Origin of the sequence: Pontibacter beigongshangensis (assembly GCF_014332515.1) — a bacterium.
GTDB classification, from domain to species: Bacteria; Bacteroidota; Bacteroidia; order Cytophagales; family Hymenobacteraceae; genus Pontibacter; species Pontibacter beigongshangensis.
On record NZ_VFSD01000001.1, the window covers coordinates 511534 to 528553 of the forward strand.

The 17020-nt window shown below is 49.4% G+C and carries 18 protein-coding genes; 8 read left to right on the top strand and 10 right to left on the bottom strand.

Annotation, left to right across the window (positions count from 1 at the left end):
- Nucleotides 1-160 precede the first annotated feature (160 nt).
- A complete protein-coding gene (locus FJM74_RS02040) occupies nt 161-1201 on the bottom strand; it encodes an acyltransferase family protein (RefSeq protein WP_187260879.1) in 1041 nt (346 codons plus the stop codon).
- A 373-nt stretch (nt 1202-1574) separates the two neighbouring features.
- On the opposite strand from FJM74_RS02040, the gene FJM74_RS02045 reads away from it, so the two are divergent.
- The 5 genes from FJM74_RS02045 to FJM74_RS02065 all read left to right on the top strand — a co-directional run bounded on the left by FJM74_RS02045 (nt 1575) and on the right by FJM74_RS02065 (nt 7508).
- Nucleotides 1575-3194: a CTP synthase gene (locus FJM74_RS02045; RefSeq protein WP_187260880.1), complete on the top strand. Its 1620-nt coding sequence runs from the start codon at nt 1575-1577 to the stop codon at nt 3192-3194.
- 34 nt (nt 3195-3228) lie between these two features.
- On the top strand, nt 3229-5064 hold the full coding sequence (gene yidC / locus FJM74_RS02050) for a membrane protein insertase YidC (protein ID WP_187260881.1): 1836 nt from the start codon (nt 3229-3231) through the stop codon (nt 5062-5064).
- Nucleotides 5065-5199: 135 nt separating this feature from the next.
- Entirely contained in the window at nt 5200-5793 is a 594-nt protein-coding gene (locus FJM74_RS02055; RefSeq protein WP_187260882.1) for a hypothetical protein, read from the top strand.
- A gap of 76 nt (nt 5794-5869) precedes the next feature.
- Nucleotides 5870-6499 (top strand): hypothetical protein, encoded by a 630-nt coding sequence (locus FJM74_RS02060; RefSeq protein ID WP_187260883.1) that lies wholly within the window; start codon nt 5870-5872, stop codon nt 6497-6499.
- A gap of 199 nt (nt 6500-6698) precedes the next feature.
- Nucleotides 6699-7508 (top strand): SDR family oxidoreductase, encoded by an 810-nt coding sequence (locus tag FJM74_RS02065; protein ID WP_187260884.1) that lies wholly within the window; start codon nt 6699-6701, stop codon nt 7506-7508.
- Nucleotides 7509-8106: 598 nt separating this feature from the next.
- Here the strand turns inward: FJM74_RS02065 and FJM74_RS02070 are convergent.
- The 4 genes from FJM74_RS02070 to FJM74_RS02085 all read right to left on the bottom strand — a co-directional run bounded on the left by FJM74_RS02070 (nt 8107) and on the right by FJM74_RS02085 (nt 11380).
- Nucleotides 8107-8856, bottom strand: a complete 750-nt coding sequence (locus FJM74_RS02070; protein ID WP_187260885.1) for a DUF4184 family protein — start codon at nt 8854-8856, stop codon at nt 8107-8109.
- A 91-nt stretch (nt 8857-8947) separates the two neighbouring features.
- A complete protein-coding gene (locus FJM74_RS02075) occupies nt 8948-9373 on the bottom strand; it encodes a nucleoside deaminase (RefSeq protein WP_187260917.1) in 426 nt (141 codons plus the stop codon).
- Nucleotides 9374-9522: 149 nt separating this feature from the next.
- Nucleotides 9523-9960, bottom strand: coding sequence for an acyl-CoA thioesterase (locus FJM74_RS02080; RefSeq protein WP_241738903.1), 438 nt, complete (start codon nt 9958-9960; stop codon nt 9523-9525).
- 331 nt (nt 9961-10291) lie between these two features.
- Nucleotides 10292-11380: a DUF6807 domain-containing protein gene (locus tag FJM74_RS02085; protein WP_187260886.1), complete on the bottom strand. Its 1089-nt coding sequence runs from the start codon at nt 11378-11380 to the stop codon at nt 10292-10294.
- A 386-nt stretch (nt 11381-11766) separates the two neighbouring features.
- Here FJM74_RS02085 and FJM74_RS02090 point away from each other — a divergent pair, with 386 nt between their 5' ends.
- Nucleotides 11767-11958, top strand: a complete 192-nt coding sequence (locus FJM74_RS02090) for a cold-shock protein (RefSeq protein ID WP_147922806.1) — start codon at nt 11767-11769, stop codon at nt 11956-11958.
- Nucleotides 11959-12256: 298 nt separating this feature from the next.
- A complete protein-coding gene (locus FJM74_RS02095; RefSeq protein ID WP_187260887.1) occupies nt 12257-12751 on the top strand; it encodes a YciE/YciF ferroxidase family protein in 495 nt (164 codons plus the stop codon).
- 178 nt (nt 12752-12929) lie between these two features.
- Here the strand turns inward: FJM74_RS02095 and FJM74_RS02100 are convergent, their stop codons facing one another.
- The gene (locus tag FJM74_RS02100) at nt 12930-13211 is read right to left on the bottom strand and encodes a hypothetical protein (protein WP_187260888.1); all 282 of its coding nucleotides are present in this window, start codon (nt 13209-13211) and stop codon (nt 12930-12932) included.
- A gap of 236 nt (nt 13212-13447) precedes the next feature.
- Here FJM74_RS02100 and FJM74_RS02105 point away from each other — a divergent pair, with 236 nt between their 5' ends.
- Nucleotides 13448-13903 (top strand): DUF2892 domain-containing protein, encoded by a 456-nt coding sequence (locus FJM74_RS02105; protein ID WP_187260889.1) that lies wholly within the window; start codon nt 13448-13450, stop codon nt 13901-13903.
- Nucleotides 13904-14051: 148 nt separating this feature from the next.
- On the opposite strand, the gene FJM74_RS02110 is transcribed toward FJM74_RS02105, so the two are convergent.
- From FJM74_RS02110 to FJM74_RS02125, 4 genes are all read right to left on the bottom strand, one after another.
- Nucleotides 14052-14552, bottom strand: coding sequence for a DUF2243 domain-containing protein (locus FJM74_RS02110; protein WP_187260890.1), 501 nt, complete (start codon nt 14550-14552; stop codon nt 14052-14054).
- 8 nt (nt 14553-14560) lie between these two features.
- A complete protein-coding gene (locus tag FJM74_RS02115; protein ID WP_187260891.1) occupies nt 14561-14764 on the bottom strand; it encodes a hypothetical protein in 204 nt (67 codons plus the stop codon).
- 96 nt (nt 14765-14860) lie between these two features.
- The gene (locus FJM74_RS02120) at nt 14861-15292 is read right to left on the bottom strand and encodes a hypothetical protein (RefSeq protein WP_187260892.1); all 432 of its coding nucleotides are present in this window, start codon (nt 15290-15292) and stop codon (nt 14861-14863) included.
- 265 nt (nt 15293-15557) lie between these two features.
- Entirely contained in the window at nt 15558-16544 is a 987-nt protein-coding gene (locus FJM74_RS02125) for an aldo/keto reductase (RefSeq protein WP_187260893.1), read from the bottom strand.
- Between the last annotated feature and the right edge of the window lie 476 nt (nt 16545-17020).

The following is a 17020-nucleotide window of genomic DNA, read 5'->3' on the forward strand; positions in this document are numbered from 1 at the left end:
AGTACAAATCTCTCTCAGGTGATTGGCAGGAAGCACACAGGCTATTTTACCGAATTATTCTAATGAAAATGCCCCTCCGGAGCCTTTTGCTGTTGTTCTGCCTTGCTTGGTGCTGGTATTTATTCCGACCAGAGTACGAATGCAACTACGTGGTTTTGGTTTATACGAGTGGTGAGTTTCTGCCGGTATATTTTCTTTCGAGCAGGTAAAAAAGATAACCTGCCGGCAAGCATACTGCCAAAGCCTGCACCACCGGGTAGTCCTGCCCTGCCAGGCCGAAGTATAGCACCTGAATCAGGAAAATGTGGTAGGAGGCTTTTCCCAGGGCGGCCACCAGGCCAAGTAGTTTATTGTCGGAGTGGTTTGGCAGCAGCCGGAACAGCACCAGCACCAGCAGGGCCGCATAGCCAAACGCCAGCACGCACTGTGACTGCCACTCCTCCCGCACCAGTTTAAAATCAGAGATATCATAAGAGATCTGGTACAGGAAACTACCACTGGCAATGGCCAGCAGCAATAGGAGGAGCACATTTCTGAAGCTTGCAGGCTGCGGCACTGCACAAGAGAGCGCCAGGCCAAAAGCAACTGCAGAGAAATACCTCGGAAAAGCCGCACTATACAAATACGCCTGTTCCTCCGAAAAGCTAAACTGGTTTGCCCAAAGCAAAAACAGCACCTCCAGCAGCACCAGCAGGATAACGGTAAGCCATGGCCTTCGCTGAAACAGGTATCCTATGAGCGGGAGCAGCAAAAGCGACTGTAGCACCAGCGTAACAAAATAATTCCCGCGCCCGGTTACAGGCAGCAGCCCGATGGCGTTGAGCCAACTAAACGCTATCAGGTACTGGCCGGTAACCTGATACCAGACGAATCCGGCCAGCAGCGAAACAACGTACATAACCAGCACCGGCACCACAATACGCCCCACCTTCTTCCGGAACCCCTGGGAGAGGTAAATTCTCAGAAGCGGGGTTTTACTTCCTGCCGGCGACAAGCCCAGGTTCAGACCCATCAGAATCATAAACAAAGGCACCGCCTGCCAGATGTGGAAAATGGCATAGGCCTGCAGCAGCATCTCATAGCTCAGGGCATGTAGCAACAGCACAGATACTATGGCAAGGCCTTTTAGCACATCTATTTGCTGATAACGGACTTTCTTGCTGGCAATGGCACGTGCTTCCAACGAACTGGCAAAGGACATAGAGTGATGCTTTTTCACTTAATCAGTTTCTCCTAAATACTGGCTGCCGTGGTTTTTGGTTAATTGAAATAGAAAGCAGCAGCCGGTGCAGCAACTCAGGAGGGGTGAATTTATTTGAATAATTGTGAATCAGGGGTAGAACGCACTCAGAAACTTTTCCGACAGGGCGCTGCAAAAATAACGTTTCAATAACAGGAAGCTGCCAGCAGGCACCCCAACGCCATGGCCTTACATGTTTTCATACTAAAATCCACCATAACCATCTTGAATCTTAATTTTAATATCCTTATGCAAGCAAGGAACATAAAATCCTGATGACAGGATAATAAAATAATTATAGTACCTTTGTAGCCCATAAGACTTACCCTAACTTATGGCTTCTACAACAAAGTATGTTTTCGTTACAGGCGGTGTTACTTCCTCACTGGGCAAAGGCATTATCTCCGCTTCTCTTGCTAAATTATTACAGGCAAGAGGCTATTCCGTCACCATCCAGAAATTCGACCCGTACATCAACATCGACCCAGGCACCATGAACCCCTACGAGCATGGGGAGTGCTACGTGACCGAAGACGGTGCCGAGACTGACCTGGACCTGGGCCACTACGAGCGCTTCCTGAATGTGCCCACCTCCCAGTCGAACAACGTAACTACCGGCCGCATCTACCACCACGTCATCACGCAGGAGCGGCAAGGAGCCTACCTGGGAAAAACCGTGCAGGTAATTCCCCACATCACCGATGAGATTAAACGCCGGATGCTGCTGCTGGGCCAGACCGGTGAATATGATATAGTGATCACAGAGATCGGCGGCTGTATTGGCGACATAGAATCGTTGCCGTTTGTGGAGGCTGTGCGGCAGCTCCGCTGGGACCTTGGCTCGCACGACTCTGTGGTGATCCACCTGACGCTGGTGCCTTACCTGAAAGCGGCCGGCGAACTGAAGACAAAGCCAACACAGCACTCCGTAAAAGCCCTCTCAGAAGCAGGCGTGCAACCCGATATTTTGGTTTGCCGCTCCGAGTACCCTATTCCGGTAGAAATGCGCAAAAAAATTGCCTTGTTCTGCAACGTGAAAGTCAACGCTGTTATTGAGTCGCTCGATGCGGAGTCTATTTACGACGTGCCGCTGCTCATGCGCAAAGAGAAGCTAGACGAGCGGGTAATCAACAAACTTAAGCTGAGCAAGAACATAGATCCTGAGCTGGACAGCTGGAAAGAGTTTCTGGGCAGGCTTAAAAACCCTACGGCTGAGGTAAACGTGGCGCTGGTAGGAAAGTATGTGGAGCTGCCGGATGCCTACAAGTCTATTATTGAGTCATTCATTCATGCCGGTGCGCAGAACGAGTGCAAAGTAAACGTAAAATGGATTCAGTCGGAGCACATCAACGATGAGAATGCGGCCAGCATGCTGCAGGGCATGGATGGGGTGCTGGTAGCACCGGGCTTTGGAGAGCGCGGTTTTCATGGCAAGCTCGAGACCATCCGGCACGTGCGCGAAAGCAACATCCCGTTCCTGGGAATTTGCCTGGGCATGCAGTGCGCTGCCGTGGAGTTTGCCCGCAACGTGCTCGGCCTGGCAGGCGCCGCCTCTACCGAAATGGATCAGAACACCCCTCACCCCATCATCGATATGATGGCAGAGCAGAAAGAAATAACGCAGAAAGGCGGTACCATGCGCCTGGGTGCCTATACTTGTGAACTAAAAAAAGGATCTAAGGCTTATTCTATTTATGGCAAGTCCAAGATTTCGGAGCGGCACAGGCATCGTTACGAGTTCAATAACAGCTACTTAACCCAGTTTCAGGAAGCCGGCATGATTGCCTCAGGCACGAACCCGGAAACCGGGCTGGTAGAGGTTTTTGAGTTACAGCATCACCCATGGTTTGTGGCTGCCCAGTTCCACCCCGAGCTGAAGAGTACCGTACTCAACCCGCACCCGCTCTTCGTTAAGTTTATAAAGGCGGCCATGAATTATACTAAATCAAAGTAAGCAAATAAACCACACACATTTCAATAATTATTAAATGGATAGAAATCAAGCGATTGGCTTTGCACTGATTGCCGTATTGCTGCTGGCTTACTCCTTCTTTTTCTCCGGGCCGAACGAAGGAACCACCCCGCAGCAGCAAACAACAGCGCAAACTGCCAATGTAGAGACACAGGGCACTGCTCCGGCAGTTGTAGTAGACGATTCGCTGGCACAGGTTCGGCGGGCTTCGGCGCTGGGGGCATTCGGTGCCGCCGCATCAGGCGAAGAAGCCTCCTCGACCCTCGAGAACCAGTATGTTCGGATTACCTTCAACTCAAAGGGAGGCCAGGTCAGCGAAGTACTCCTGAAAGATTATAAAACACATGAAGGAGACACCCTAATCCTGATCGACGAGGGAAGCAGCCAGACAGATGTGCAGTTTGCCACCAACGATGGCAAAACGGTAAAACTCTCAGACCTGTTCTTTTCCCGTTCGGAGGTTCTGGGCGGAACCGTAAACGAAGTTCCTACCCAGACTGTAACTTTCCGGGCGCAGCTGGCCGAGGGGCAGTACATAGACCAGGTGTACACCCTCTACGACAACAGTTTCCAGCTAGGCTACAAGCTCGACTTTAAAGGGCTCAACAACCTTGTAAGCGGCGAAACCATGACCCTTACCTGGGTTGACCAACTCAAGCAACTGGAGCGTGACCTGACGCAGAACAGAGCCAAATCGACCATTAACTTCTACACCGTGGAAGATGGCTACGACTATGTATCGATAGGAGAAGGCACTGAGACGGAAACAGCCAGTACGCCGGTAAAATGGGTGGCCAACAAGCAGAACTTTTTCACGGCCGGCATTATAGCCACCAACTCCTTTGCCGGCGCCCGCATGGAGGCCGTAACAGACCCTAACGACACGCTTGTTGTTAAAACGCTGTCGTCGCAGATCCTGATCCCTACGCAGGACGTGCTTAATGGCCGGGGCGACTTTATGTTCTATTTCGGCCCGAACGATTACAAGATCCTGAAGCACATGGCCGATGATTTTGACAAGAACCTGGATCTGGGCTGGGGCATTTTCTCCTACGTGAACAAGTGGCTCATTATTCCGGCCTTCGACTTCCTGGAGAATTACTTTGCCAGCTACGGTATCATCATTATCCTGCTGGTGCTCTACATCAAAACCATCCTGTTCCCGCTCACCTACAAGTCTTACCTGTCTATGGCCAAGATGAAGGTGCTGAAGCCGGAGATAGACGCCATAAAGGAGCGCAACGACGGCGATATGCAGAAAACGCAGATGGAGACCATGAAGCTCTACCAGGAGATGGGCGTGAACCCAATGAGCGGCTGCGTGCCGATGCTCCTGCAGATCCCGATCCTATTTGCGATGTTCAACTTCTTCCCGAACTCCATCGAGCTGCGGCAGGAGCCCTTCCTGTGGGCGCACGACCTGTCTACCTACGATGTGTTTGCAAGGCTTCCGTTTACCATTCCGTTTTATGGCAGCCACGTGAGTATGTTCACGCTCCTGATGACGGCCTCTACCATTCTGTACACCTGGTCCAATAACCAGATGAACACCATGCAGGGCCCTATGAAGTTCTACAGCTACTTAATGCCTGTTATCTTCATGTTTGTGTTAAACTCCTTCCCGGCTGGCCTCAGCTTCTATTATTTTGTATCGAACATCGTCACGTTTGGGCAGCAGGCAGTTATCCGAAAATTTGTGGATGACAAAAAAGTAAGAGCCAAACTGGAGGTGAACAAAGAGAAGAACAAAGACAAAAAAGGCGGCACTTCCTTTGCCCAGCGCATGCAGGATGCCATGCGGGTGGCAGCTGAGAAAGAAGCAGAGAAGAAAAACAAGAAATCAAAAAAGTAGACCACAAGCGTCTTTCCTGAAAAGCCTCTCCCCATCCGGAGAGGCTTTTTTTGGTGCATACCGGATCTGCCTCAGAACAGCTCACCACAAAGCCTGCCCGGCCCTCGTAAGAGCAATAGAACACTTCCTGAACCTATGAAAACAAGACTTCTACAAAACAGCCTTTTCTTGCTTTTTTCTGCGGCCTGTGTGGGGTGCCAGCCTTCCGGCAAAGAAGATAAATCTCTGGCAGCCACTCACCCCCGGTTGGAGCAGCAACTGCATACCGACTCTGTCAGTACGCCCATTTCAACGAATCAGAACCCGGAGCTGTACCAACGTTACCGTCTCAACATGGAGGATACAACCACTGTAACTGATTACAGTGCCCCGGAGTTGTACACGGGCGAACTGGCACCTGTTGATCTGAGTTCTCATGCCGAAGCACAGCAGTTTGGCCCGGCGCTGACCCAAGCGCTGAAAGGCGGAATAAACTTTGCCGGAAAGTACACGGTGGTAACCATAAGTTGCGGCACTGACTGTCAGCAGCACTTTGTCGTGGACCGCGAAAACGGCCAGGTAATAGAGAAGCTGCAAAGCAGCACTGGCGCCAGTTTCAGCCCCGAGAGCAGGCTTTTAATCGTAAACCCGCCCGACTCTACCCTAAACTACAAACAGTGCCCCTATTGCACCCCGGCTACTTATGTACTGGAAAACAATAAGCTGGTAAAGCTCAACTTGCCAAATTAGTCAACATCTGTTCCGGGTCCGCGTAAAGAAGATACATTTTAAGGAAGACGAAACGGCTGTACGACAGCAAAGCTATATGGGGATAAAAGATCTTTTTAACAAGACCAAAAAAGAAGTGAAGGTCCTGCAGGGCGAAGAGACCAAAGACAAGGTGTTCACCAACGAACAGGAATTTCCGGACCAGGCGAGCGCCCGAGCTGCTTTTGAGAGAGCAAAGAAAAAACTATTCGACGTAAATCTCTGGTCCGACCTGGAAGGCATCAACTCCACCTTTGAGCTCTTCGACAATCGGGGCCGGCGCACAACGGAGCCAGTGCCACAGGTCGGATATTTTATCAGGATCATTCTTCCTGGCACGACAATCGAAAACTGGGTCAACATTTCGGATGTGAAAGAGCAGGAGGACCTGGCCGAGTTTACCGTGCACCCTTCCGAAAAACCTGCCACTCTGACCGATGAGGACGAGGTGGTGGAGCACTTCTTTACCGATGAGGCCAGCAGCACCTTTCGGGTTCTGCTGGAAGGCAATACGCTGAAGGCCTTTGAAATAGGAAAAAATGAACGCATAAACAACCATGGTCAGGAAGCCGGCCACAGAAAAGTGCTCAACACCATGATTGCCGAAGGAGGCTGGGCAGGTTTTCAGGATCTGCAGTGGGAAAAACTGACTCGTTACCTGGTACACCTGGAAGAAGCTGAGCACTAGTGCCAGAAGTGCCGGGGCTTAGGCGGCGGCAGCGGGGATGGTCTCCGGAGGGGCTTTTTGATTAGCATTATTGCCCCGGCTATCCCGCAAGCCATCATTTAGCAAGTGCTAATCGCCAGACCTCAGAAGCACACTTCTTATAACTGCCCGGAGCAAATCCCTATAGCAGAAATTAATTCTATCACCACAACCTAAAACTATGCAAACTAAAAACACGAAACGCTTGGAAGGCCAGGTGGCGCTTGTAACGGGCTCCAGCTCTGGCATTGGGCAGGGCATCGCCATTGCTCTGGCCCGCGATGGCGCACAAGTCGTAATTAACTTTCATGCTGATGAGGATGGGGCCAAGGCCACTCTGCAGGAGATAGAGAAAGCAGGCGGAAAGGCCATTGTCGTGCAAGCCGATGTATCGGAGGAGAAAGAAGTAAAAATGCTCTTTGAGAAAGCGCAGAAGGAGTTTGGCCAGCTGGATATACTGGTGAACAATGCGGGGATACAAGACGATGCAGGGCTTCTGGAAATGACCATGGAACAATGGCTGAAGGTGATCGGCACTAACCTGACGGGTCCTTTTTTATGTGCCCGGGCGGCCGCCAAGATGTTTGTGGCGCAGGGGGTGCAGGAGCAAAGGTCCAGGGCTGCCGGTAAGATCATCTTTATCAGTTCGGTGCACGATATTATACCCTGGAGCGGCAGAGTGAACTACACTACCTCCAAAGGGGGCGTTATGATGATGATGAAAACCCTGGCGCAGGAGCTGGCGTCACATAAAATCAGGGTGAACAGTATTTCGCCGGGAGCCATTAAAACAGACATAAACAAGCAGGATTGGGACTCGGAAGAAGGTGAAAAGCAAATGCTTTCACAGATCCCTTATGGTCGCATTGGAGAACCCGAGGATATTGCCAAAGTGGCTGCCTGGCTCGCCTCCGATGAAGCTGACTATGTAACCGGAGCCACCATTTATGTAGACGGCGGCATGGTGCTCTACCCCTCTTTCAACGACTAGAAAGGAGTACTTTTGCAGCAAAAGCAGGTTTAAGGCTACCGGTCGGGTTTCCCGAATTTGAGAGTAGCCCGATACAAAAAGGATCTTGCATAGGTTCGCGCCACCCCTGCAAGAACCTTTTTTAATTGCCGGAAGTTAGAGGCTTGCTGTTAAGGAAGAATGCCATTGCCAAATGATTCGATGTACAACATATGCAAGGGTAGCTATATAGGAAACATTAATTTTTCTTGCCATGGCCCGGCATTAGAGCCAGCTATCTGAGAAATTCCAGTCCCTGGCTTGAGGCGCCGGGGGAAGGGGCCCTCTATTTGAGAGGTCCGGTGCCGCAGGCAGCCTGAGCGAGAGCGAAGGCAGGAGCGAACACAGCGCCGATGGCCAGAGACGAGGCCCCGCGGCCGTGAGCGCTCAGCGCCTCATCTATGCAATAATAAAGTTAAATGGCACCGGAAAAAGCAGGAACTAAGACAATTAGAACCAATAGGTATTGAAATGTCATAACATCGATAACCCTATAAAGATGATGCACTCAAATTATTCGAATGAAAAGAAGCCTCCGGAGGCTCTGCTGCCTCTGCTGCTGCAGGATACAGAAGAAGATCTATTTAGGGACAGCCTTGAGCCTGCCCATGATTTTTAGTAGGACAGGTGCAGTGACGAGGGCAACTGAACCCGCCGAAATCAGGATCACAAGTACGTTGGCAATATAGTTAGAGACGATTTCCTGCTGCATCCCGGCCAGAAAAAGCAGGCTGGTAAAAACGGCAATTATAGTCCAATAAATTTTAGGTTGGCCTTTGCTGTTTTGCTCCTGCTGTGCAGGCAATAAAAAAACAGCCAGCAGAACCAACCATAAGCCTAACACAGAAAACCCCAGCTGCAGCAGGTAGTACAACGGAGCAGTCCAGCCTCCCAACTCAACAGTGGTGAGCAGGTAAGGCAGCAGTTTTACGAAGTAGCCGTTTTTATGCGTAAAACCATCCCACAGGATATGCAGCACAATACCAAGCAGTATCGAAACGATCACGACCAGGTAGTGCTTCTTAAAATGGGCTGTCCAGTTAAAGTCCTGTAAGGGAGTTAAACGAAGGCGCAGAAAGCGGGGCAGGTTGGCAATCAGCGTGTCGCGTACCAGCAAATGATACACAAAGCAGAGCAGGAGCGCCAGTGGCAGGTTAAACCAGAAAACGCCGGCAAGGGTATGACTAAACGAAGTCACCGCCTTCATTTTTAGGAACATCTCAAAATCCGGGACGATGCTCCCCACGATTAACCCGGTCATAGACCTACGGGCCGCCGGGAGGGCGTGAAGGGGAAGCACAATGGCCGGATGGGAAAAGGTAAAGGGCATCAGAAAGAAAATTTATCTACGCTAAAATTGGCAGGGGTGCGAAGCGCCTACTGGAAAGCTGCGCTGGTTGCCCGGGCCGCGGCAGCCCGTATTATACGCCGATGTCCTCGTTCCAGAGATCAGGCTTTTCTTTTATAAAACGCTGCATCAGGTCATAGCAGGCTTCATCGTTTAAAACCTCTACTGCCACACCCCGGGATCGGAGCAGTTCCTCCTCCCCCATAAATGTTCTGTTCTCGCCGATTACCACCTGGGGAATGCCATACAGCAGCATGGTGCCGGAGCACATGGCACAGGGCGAGAGGGTGGTGTACATGACGCACTCTTTGTACACAGCGGCGGGCTGGCGTCCTGCTTTCTCAAGCGCGTCCATTTCGCCATGCAGAATGGCGCTTCCCTGCTGCACCCGCCTGTTATGGCCGCGGCCAATAATGATGCCTCTATGCACCAGCACCGAGCCGATGGGGATGCCGCCTTCGCTGTAGCTGCGTTCAGCTTCCTCCAGCGCTGCCTGCATAAATTCGTCTCTCGCTTTCACGTTATTTGCTGTCAAAACAATCCGTCTTTGTTTATAAACTTCTGGCAGCGCCAATTATTCTAATGAAAAATGCCCTCCGGAGCTGCTGCTGCCTATAGGAGTCCGCTCAGCTGGTGGGCCGGCAAAACCTAGATTCTCTCATAGTCAAAGTCAATGCTCTTGGGCAGTTCGGCAAACTTCAAGATAAGCTCTTCCGGCAGCACTGTCAGCTTTCTCTTTTCCACATCAAACCAGGCGCCATCCACGTTCACGATAGCTGCTTTAACGCCATCACCCCTGTAAATAATGTGCCTGATCGACCATCTGGACCCGTCGTTTCTGCTCTTGGTCAGTTCCAGCGTAACCCGTATCGTTTCATTCAGCCCTACCTCCCGCAGGTAAATAAGTTCTTCTCTGAACAGAACCGGTCCTACCCGCAATTCCTGGAAAGTTTTATAGTCAAGCCCGAGGCTATCGAGAACCGCTATTCTGGCCTGGGCTGCAAAGTCTGCATAAGCTGAGTGGCGCATGTGTAAGTTAGGGTCCAGGTGCGACCACATTACCTTTGCCTCGTAGGAGTTATTCATAAAAAATAAGTATTGGTAATTTAAATTTATTGATGCCCCTCCTGCTTTTCCTGCTGCTCTTTTTTAAGTTAGTAACGCAGCGAACTTGTTCAGCAGCTACGCCATAAATATCTGCTTTGTTGGTAAATATAAACATCTACCTCATAAAGTAAAGCAATAAAAGTTAAGATTTAGGATTAAATAGTTTAATAACCCCAGTTTTCTTTTATTTGGCTGATGTGACCAGCCATTAAAAAGACCTAATTCCTTAGAATATCTAAATAACTGCAGACATCAGGATTTTTTTAGTACGCAGCCATTCTGCTGAGGTTAAAACACCAGCCACGGTATTTTATTTTCTATATGTGTCGCTAAAGGCTTTGAAGGCAGCGGTGGTTTGGCCAGTGTTCTGTTCCTCGCCAGACACAATCAGAAGGCGATACGTGAAGGTTACAGCGTTGCCTGCCAAGAGCTTGTAGTTCAGCTCTTCCTTGCCATCGCTCAATACTTTCTGGCCCAGCGGGTTAGCGCTGAACAGCCCATACCCGCGCGCCATCCAATAGGTAGGGAAGCCAACATTCTGCGGGTGATCCATAATGGTTAAGGAAACAGGCTCCCCACCAATGGCCCCTTTTAAGGCCACCCACTCGGCCCGTGTTCCCCAGACATCCTCGCCTTCTATGCCACGGCTGCTGTAATACCGCCCTGTTATGGCAGGGTCGCCCTGCTGCAGATCTATTTCTTTGCCGCCCGAGTCGGTATATTTAGCCGGTTTTGCCAGGGGGTGCTCCAGTTCACGGGCTACCCGAATGGCAAAGAAGCCCTCTTTGTTATCGTTCAGAAAAACATCCTGCTGCTGAGCGGTGAGGGTGGTGATGCGGTCTATTATACGGGTGTTGCCGGACCCACTGAATACAAAGCGTGTATCTTCCCGCAGCAGCACCACACTGTCGGGCCGCAACCAGTTCATGCTCACCTCCAGCTCTGCCTGCTTCCCGCTCTGCCGCATGCCGGTTACCTGATGATGCCGGATGGTGCCATAGCGATGTTTTTCCTCAGGCTTTCTGGCATTGGAGTTGTTCCAGAAGTCAAGTCCGTTCACATCGCCGTAGTTCAGCCACATACCCACCTGGTGCGGATGGTCGGTGCGCTCCCCTGCCCGTGGCTCATAAGGCCAGCCCCTGGTAACGGGCCTGCCATTGGCGGCTATTACCGGGTTTAGCACCGGTTTGTACAGATCGGATGGGTACCGGTAAGAAGTAAACAATTTGCCATCTACCAGCACGTCTATCCGCTGCCCGGCTTCATGCGGCTGCAGACTAAAACCTTTGGCACCGGATGGTTGGGCAGGTTGCTGCCGTGCACAGGCAAAGCATAAAAACAGGAGCACTAAACAGAAAGCTGCCTGGCGGGTAAGGTGCAGACTTGGGCGGTGTGTCATTTTTGTATTTTCGTTTTCAAACTTAATGCTGCTCCGGAAAGAAAAACAGAACAGAACAAACAATCGTTTTAAAGCCAGAGATGGCTGAACCATAAACAGCACTTCTATAGGCAGCGCTAAAGATAAGAAATTAAAGCTTTTTTGCCAGAAATAGTACCGATTCCTGCACACTGGCCGGATATAGCCAAGAAAGCAGAAAAGGAGAAGATATTTCTTCACAAAGTCAGGCATGGAGGCCAAAGCATCCCCCCCGGCTTGCTACTCAGAAAAAATATAGTGCCCTGAGGCGCTTCATTGTCACTATTTCAGATTTATTTACATAAAATTAAAAAGTAAATGAACATTTTATTACCTTTATGCGTCTTGAGTATATAACAAACAACAAAATGAACAAAGGAACAGTAAAATTCTTTAATGACTCTAAAGGTTTCGGTTTTATTAAAGAAGAAAATTCAAATCAGGAGTACTTCGTGCACGTATCTGGCCTGGTAAATGAAATCAGAGAAAATGACGAAGTTACTTTCGACCTGCAAGAAGGAAGAAAAGGACTAAACGCAGTTAATGTAAAACTGGCTTAGTTTTAACTATAAAGTTATTTCCAGAAAAGCCTTACACCTAACCGTGTAAGGCTTTTGCTTTTTAGCCCCTTTTTAGCGGGCTGGAAACTACCTGCCATATCCTCTGGCTCCTGCCGCTGAAAGCGCATGATAGGCCCATCTTAAACGCTGATATGTCTCCAGATTCTTACGGCCGGTGCACCAGCCAATCTCTACATTTATTAGCGCTTTCTCCTGCCCTGCATTTAACAATTCCGCTTCGGTACCGTATAGCCAAACTCAAACATACCAATACAAACCAAACAAAATAAATAAAGCTATGAGTAAATTAAAGAATCTGGACGAGCTATTACAACACGAACTGAAAGACTTATATAGTGCAGAAAAACAATTGCTGGAGGCCTTGCCCAAAATGGCAGCAAAAGCAAGTGACCCCAAGCTGAAGCAAGCTTTTGAAAGCCACCTGGAAGAAACAAAAGTCCAGAAAGAGCGTCTGGAGAAAGTGTGCGACCTGCTCGGCATAAGCCCCGGCAGAATGAAGTGCAAGGCGATGGAAGGTTTGATTGAGGAGGGCGAAGACATGATTGATGAAAAAGCCACCCCGGAAACCAAAGATGCGGGCCTAATTGCATCAGCACAACGAATTGAGCACTACGAGATATCTGGTTATGGTACGGCTGCGCACTTTGCTGAGTTCCTGGGCCATGCTGAAGCCGCTAAAATCCTGAACGAAACACTGCAAGAAGAGCAGAACGCCGACACAAAACTGAATAAGCTGGCGAAAAGCTCCATCAATAGAAAAGCAGCGCAATAAGTCTGAAAGCGCAATGCTTCTTTAACAAGAAAATAAGATCCTGTTGGCCTGGCGTCATCAGGATCTTATTTTTTGCAGCATATTTTGCTTAAAGGCTTTCATGCGCGCACTGCCACACCTGTCTGGCCGGCAGCTAGCATAAATTTTGGTTTCTGTCTGAATAGACCTATCGGCCAATTCAGGATTTGCTGGTGATCAGGTATGTTAAGGCCGACAGCACAAGATCATACTTGCTCCTCATATTGGAGAGTACATATTCCATTACAAAATAATCGATTAACTCCTGATTAAAATCCTCGATGAGCAAGGAGTACTTGAATTTTATTATATCGACATAGCATAACTCATCTTTTTGCATTAAAAAGTTACAGATGTTATAGTAAAGTTCCTGAGATTGGCTTTCTTCCAGATCCAGCTGCAGCACATCGCTGATCGCTTGTTTAGCACTTTTGCTTTCCATTTCGTCTGATCAAGAGTTTTTTATTAATACTATTTTAATAATACGAGAAAAGGGTTATCTGTTTTCCTAAAAGAGCCATAAAATTATTTTAATATGGTAAAGTGGCTTTTTTCACCGGCTATCAGCCACTGCATGAGGTGTATGTAAAGGGAACAAAGGGCTCATATTCTAACCAATTTTATTAAAAACACATTCCGGCTGCATCTTCGTATTCCAGAGTAAAATCTTATAACGATATGAAGCGAACAGCAGAAAATACAAAAGGGCGGGTACGTGAAAGCTCGACTAAAGAAGCAAACCAAAAAATAGACGAGGCCCTGCTTCATAGCCTTAAGGCTTACCTAAGTGCAAATAAAACCGACCTTACCGAACGCATAAAGGCACTTGAAAAGGAGTGGGATATAGAGCGAGTGCTGGAAGTTAACGCCTCTACGCTGGCGCTTTCAGGGGTTTTGCTCGGTGCCTTTGTGAACAGAAGGTGGTTTATACTGCCGGGGGTGGTAACAACGTTTCTGTTGCAGCACGGAGTACAGGGCTGGTGCCCGCCCCTGCCAGTGCTCAGGGCATTAGGCATAAGGTCCCGGCGCGAGATAGAAGAGGAAAAGTATGCCCTGAAGCTACTCCGAGGCGACTTCAGCCCTGTTCCGATCCCAGTGACTGCCGAACAGCTCCTGGAACTAGTAAGGAAATAACTTGTTGGTAGGCTGGTACAGACCAGGTGGAGCAGGACAGTGACTTGTATCAGACTTTACTTGCCAGGTCTGAATCCTTTACTGAAGACTGCCCTTAGCAAATAGCTGAGGACGCTATGGCTGGTACTCAAACCAAACAGGTAAGGTATTATATATTAGAGCGGCGTCGGCCCTGCTGTATCAGGTACCAGCCTGCCCCCAGCATGAGCAAAGACAGCACAAGGAAGCCATAGTTCCATGCAGCAGGATTGGAACTGATCTCACGTACATTGTGCAGGACCAGCAGGTGGTGATCTATTACCCCCTCCACCACATTAAACAGGCCCCACCCGAACAGAAGCCCTCCTCCAAAGATCCTGTTCGACAGTACGGCCTTGCGGTTATACACCAGCCGCCAGAGCAGCAGAATGCCAGCCGCTGTGGTAAGCCAGGTAAAGGCATGGAAAATGCCGTCCCAGAACATATTCACCTCTTTGTTAATTACTGTATCAGGGGGCAGCTTAGCCGTAAGCATCTGGTGCCACTGCAGGATCTGGTGCAGCACGATGCCATCTATAAAACCGCCCATGCCAACACCAATGAGAGTTGCAGCGGCAATAAGCGGCCCTGTACGGAGTGTCTTGTTTTCCTGAATTGAAATAGTTGCCATCTAGTCGCCTATTCTAGTTTATTAAGTTTAGAAACAATGGCCCAGACGAAGGCAAAAGGCAGGATCATCAGGAAAAAGAGCCTGAAAAAGCTATCGTCGAAAATTGCTGCCTGCAAGGGGCGGTTACAGGTTGTGCAGGCCGCTGCCTGAAACCCGTTTAACAGCAGCAGCAGTAAAAACGGTCGTGCATATTTAACAACAGTATGCTTCATAATTGCTTTGTAGGCAAGATGAGACGCAGCCCTATAGCAGGAGCATTTTCTGCCAATAGGGGAAATAGGTAAGACAGGTGATTAGGCTTTCTATTTCTACTTTTTTTGTCTGATAAGAGCCCGGTCAAACTGCTCGGTCAGTTCTAACTGCCGGGCTTTGGCCTTATCCAGGTTCGCTACTTTCTCCAGCAGCACAAACCTTCCTGAAGTCAGCATCAGCCCTAGGCCATAACAGCGGTCTGATTGCTGCATGATCAGCAGCCCCTTTAATTCATGAAAAAAGAACTCCTCCTGCGGCCGGAACATTTTTCCCAGGCCCGACCCTATCTGCAGCTTTCCTTCTTCCTCCTTCAGCCGGAGCCCGAAATAAACCTCCGACAACAGCCATAGCAGCACAGCAAACAGACTGAAACAGACCCATTTAATAAGGCTTCCTTGTTGAAAGGCCCAGCCACCTGCCAGCACCGCCATGATGCTAAGCCATTTTGCCGCATTTGAATTGATTTTTCTGACTTCAAGGATCATCATCTGGGAAGGAATTTAAGGTTCAGGCTAATAAACACCAGCTTTTTACAGCAACCTGCGGCTGGTTACCGCTGCGCAGCTATTAAAAAGAAGTGCCTGTCCGGATTAATTCCATGGGGGTTCACCGTGTTTTTTCACTAAGGCTGGCGCGTCTTTGCGCCCATCGCCGCACAGACTGCACCCGAACAGGCCCTTACTTAAAACTACTCCTTCCTCAAACTTTCAGTTTCAAAAAAAGGCTATTTTTTAGCTAAATATTTCTAAAGCATTACCACTGGTTATACACCGCCGGCTTAATATACTTGTCGTAGACCTGCTGCACCCCCTGCATTTGCTCCGGGCTAAGCGCTGGCAACTGAGCAGCTTTCAGATTAGAGGAAACCTGTTCAGGACGGGAAGCGCCTGGTATTACTGTGCTCACTTCCGGGAACATTAAGACCCAGCGCAAGGCCCAGGCAGCTAGCGGCTCCTGCCCTGGGAACAGCTTTTTCAGCTCCTCCACTGCCTCCAAGCCCAAGTCAAAATCAACCCCGGAAAATGTCTCGCCTTTGTCGAAGGCTTCGCCGTTGCGGTTAAAGTTCCGGTGGTCTTCGGAGCCAAAGCTGGTTGCCTGGGTCATTTTACCAGTCAGCAATCCGCTGGCCAGGGGCACTCTTACAATGATGCCGATGTTGTTTTCTTTGGCTTTGCTGAAAAGTTCCTGCGCCGGCTTAAGGCGAAACATGTTGAAGATTACCTGAATGGTGGTTACATTGGCATATTGCATAGCCATCAGCGCCTCTTCCACCAGCTCCACACTCACGCCCAGATTTCGGATCTTGCCCTGCTCCTTCAGCCGGTCAAACGTTTCGAATATCTCGGGCCGGGCATACACTTCAGTAGGCGGGCAGTGCAGCTGAATCAGGTCGATGGTGTCGCGCTTCATGTTGCGCAGGCTGGCTTCCACATAGGCGGTCAGGCTTTCGGGGGTGTAGCCGGCGGAGATGTGCGGCTGTATCTGCCGCCCACACTTGGTGGCGATAAACACTTCTTCGCTGCGGTTTTTTACTACTTTGGCAACCGCAGCTTCGCTCAGGCCATCGCTGTACACATCGGCTGTATCAATAAAATTAACGCCGGCGTCTATGGCCTGGTTGATGATGCGCGCTGCGTTCTCCTCGCTGAAAGGGTCGCCCCAGCGGCCCCCTACCTGCCAGGTGCCAAGCGCTATTTCTGAAACGTTAAAGCCTGTTTTTCCTAGTTTTCTGTATTGCATTTCTTTAGATGATAGATGAATGATGAAAGTTGGAAGACAAATTACTTAACATCTAGGTAAATGCTCTGGCAGCAGCAGAAAAAATGTTGCCGAGGGCTGTTTTCATTTGAATAATCTGGCATCAGGAACTGAGATTTTTTCGGCGAGATACCTTAAAACATATAACGGGCATCAAAGGGTTGTTTTGGCATAACCGTTTGATGCTCTCTGATAAGTTCTCCCCGAACAAAGTATGGACAGTCAGTAATGATTTCAGCCTTTCGGTCCCTTCTGCTGCCGGACTCTGCTTCACCAATTATTCTAATGAAAAGGGACCTCCGGAGGCTTTTTTAGAAGCTAGAGACTAGATAATAGATGGTAGACTTTTTTTGTCTGAATCTTTTTATAGGGCCCTCAGCCCAAGGATTCACAGGATTGTTGCTGCCTAGGAGGTGCCCAGACCTGCCATAATTTTTATTTTCTATTTTTTTAAATAA

What these genes read in the sequence shown, in the direction of transcription:
- FJM74_RS02040 (WP_187260879.1), bottom strand. Translation starts at nt 1,201, where the DNA reads ATGTCCTTTGCCAGTTCGTTGGAAGCACGTGCCATTGCCAGCAAGAAA.
- FJM74_RS02045 (WP_187260880.1), top strand. Translation starts at nt 1,575, where the DNA reads ATGGCTTCTACAACAAAGTATGTTTTCGTTACAGGCGGTGTTACTTCC.
- yidC (WP_187260881.1), top strand. Translation starts at nt 3,229, where the DNA reads ATGGATAGAAATCAAGCGATTGGCTTTGCACTGATTGCCGTATTGCTG.
- FJM74_RS02055 (WP_187260882.1), top strand. Translation starts at nt 5,200, where the DNA reads ATGAAAACAAGACTTCTACAAAACAGCCTTTTCTTGCTTTTTTCTGCG.
- FJM74_RS02060 (WP_187260883.1), top strand. Translation starts at nt 5,870, where the DNA reads ATGGGGATAAAAGATCTTTTTAACAAGACCAAAAAAGAAGTGAAGGTC.
- FJM74_RS02065 (WP_187260884.1), top strand. Translation starts at nt 6,699, where the DNA reads ATGCAAACTAAAAACACGAAACGCTTGGAAGGCCAGGTGGCGCTTGTA.
- FJM74_RS02070 (WP_187260885.1), bottom strand. Translation starts at nt 8,856, where the DNA reads ATGCCCTTTACCTTTTCCCATCCGGCCATTGTGCTTCCCCTTCACGCC.
- FJM74_RS02075 (WP_187260917.1), bottom strand. Translation starts at nt 9,373, where the DNA reads ATGCAGGCAGCGCTGGAGGAAGCTGAACGCAGCTACAGCGAAGGCGGC.
- FJM74_RS02080 (WP_241738903.1), bottom strand. Translation starts at nt 9,960, where the DNA reads ATGAATAACTCCTACGAGGCAAAGGTAATGTGGTCGCACCTGGACCCT.
- FJM74_RS02085 (WP_187260886.1), bottom strand. Translation starts at nt 11,380, where the DNA reads ATGACACACCGCCCAAGTCTGCACCTTACCCGCCAGGCAGCTTTCTGT.
- FJM74_RS02090 (WP_147922806.1), top strand. Translation starts at nt 11,767, where the DNA reads ATGAACAAAGGAACAGTAAAATTCTTTAATGACTCTAAAGGTTTCGGT.
- FJM74_RS02095 (WP_187260887.1), top strand. Translation starts at nt 12,257, where the DNA reads ATGAGTAAATTAAAGAATCTGGACGAGCTATTACAACACGAACTGAAA.
- FJM74_RS02100 (WP_187260888.1), bottom strand. Translation starts at nt 13,211, where the DNA reads ATGGAAAGCAAAAGTGCTAAACAAGCGATCAGCGATGTGCTGCAGCTG.
- FJM74_RS02105 (WP_187260889.1), top strand. Translation starts at nt 13,448, where the DNA reads ATGAAGCGAACAGCAGAAAATACAAAAGGGCGGGTACGTGAAAGCTCG.
- FJM74_RS02110 (WP_187260890.1), bottom strand. Translation starts at nt 14,552, where the DNA reads ATGGCAACTATTTCAATTCAGGAAAACAAGACACTCCGTACAGGGCCG.
- FJM74_RS02115 (WP_187260891.1), bottom strand. Translation starts at nt 14,764, where the DNA reads ATGAAGCATACTGTTGTTAAATATGCACGACCGTTTTTACTGCTGCTG.
- FJM74_RS02120 (WP_187260892.1), bottom strand. Translation starts at nt 15,292, where the DNA reads ATGATGATCCTTGAAGTCAGAAAAATCAATTCAAATGCGGCAAAATGG.
- FJM74_RS02125 (WP_187260893.1), bottom strand. Translation starts at nt 16,544, where the DNA reads ATGCAATACAGAAAACTAGGAAAAACAGGCTTTAACGTTTCAGAAATA.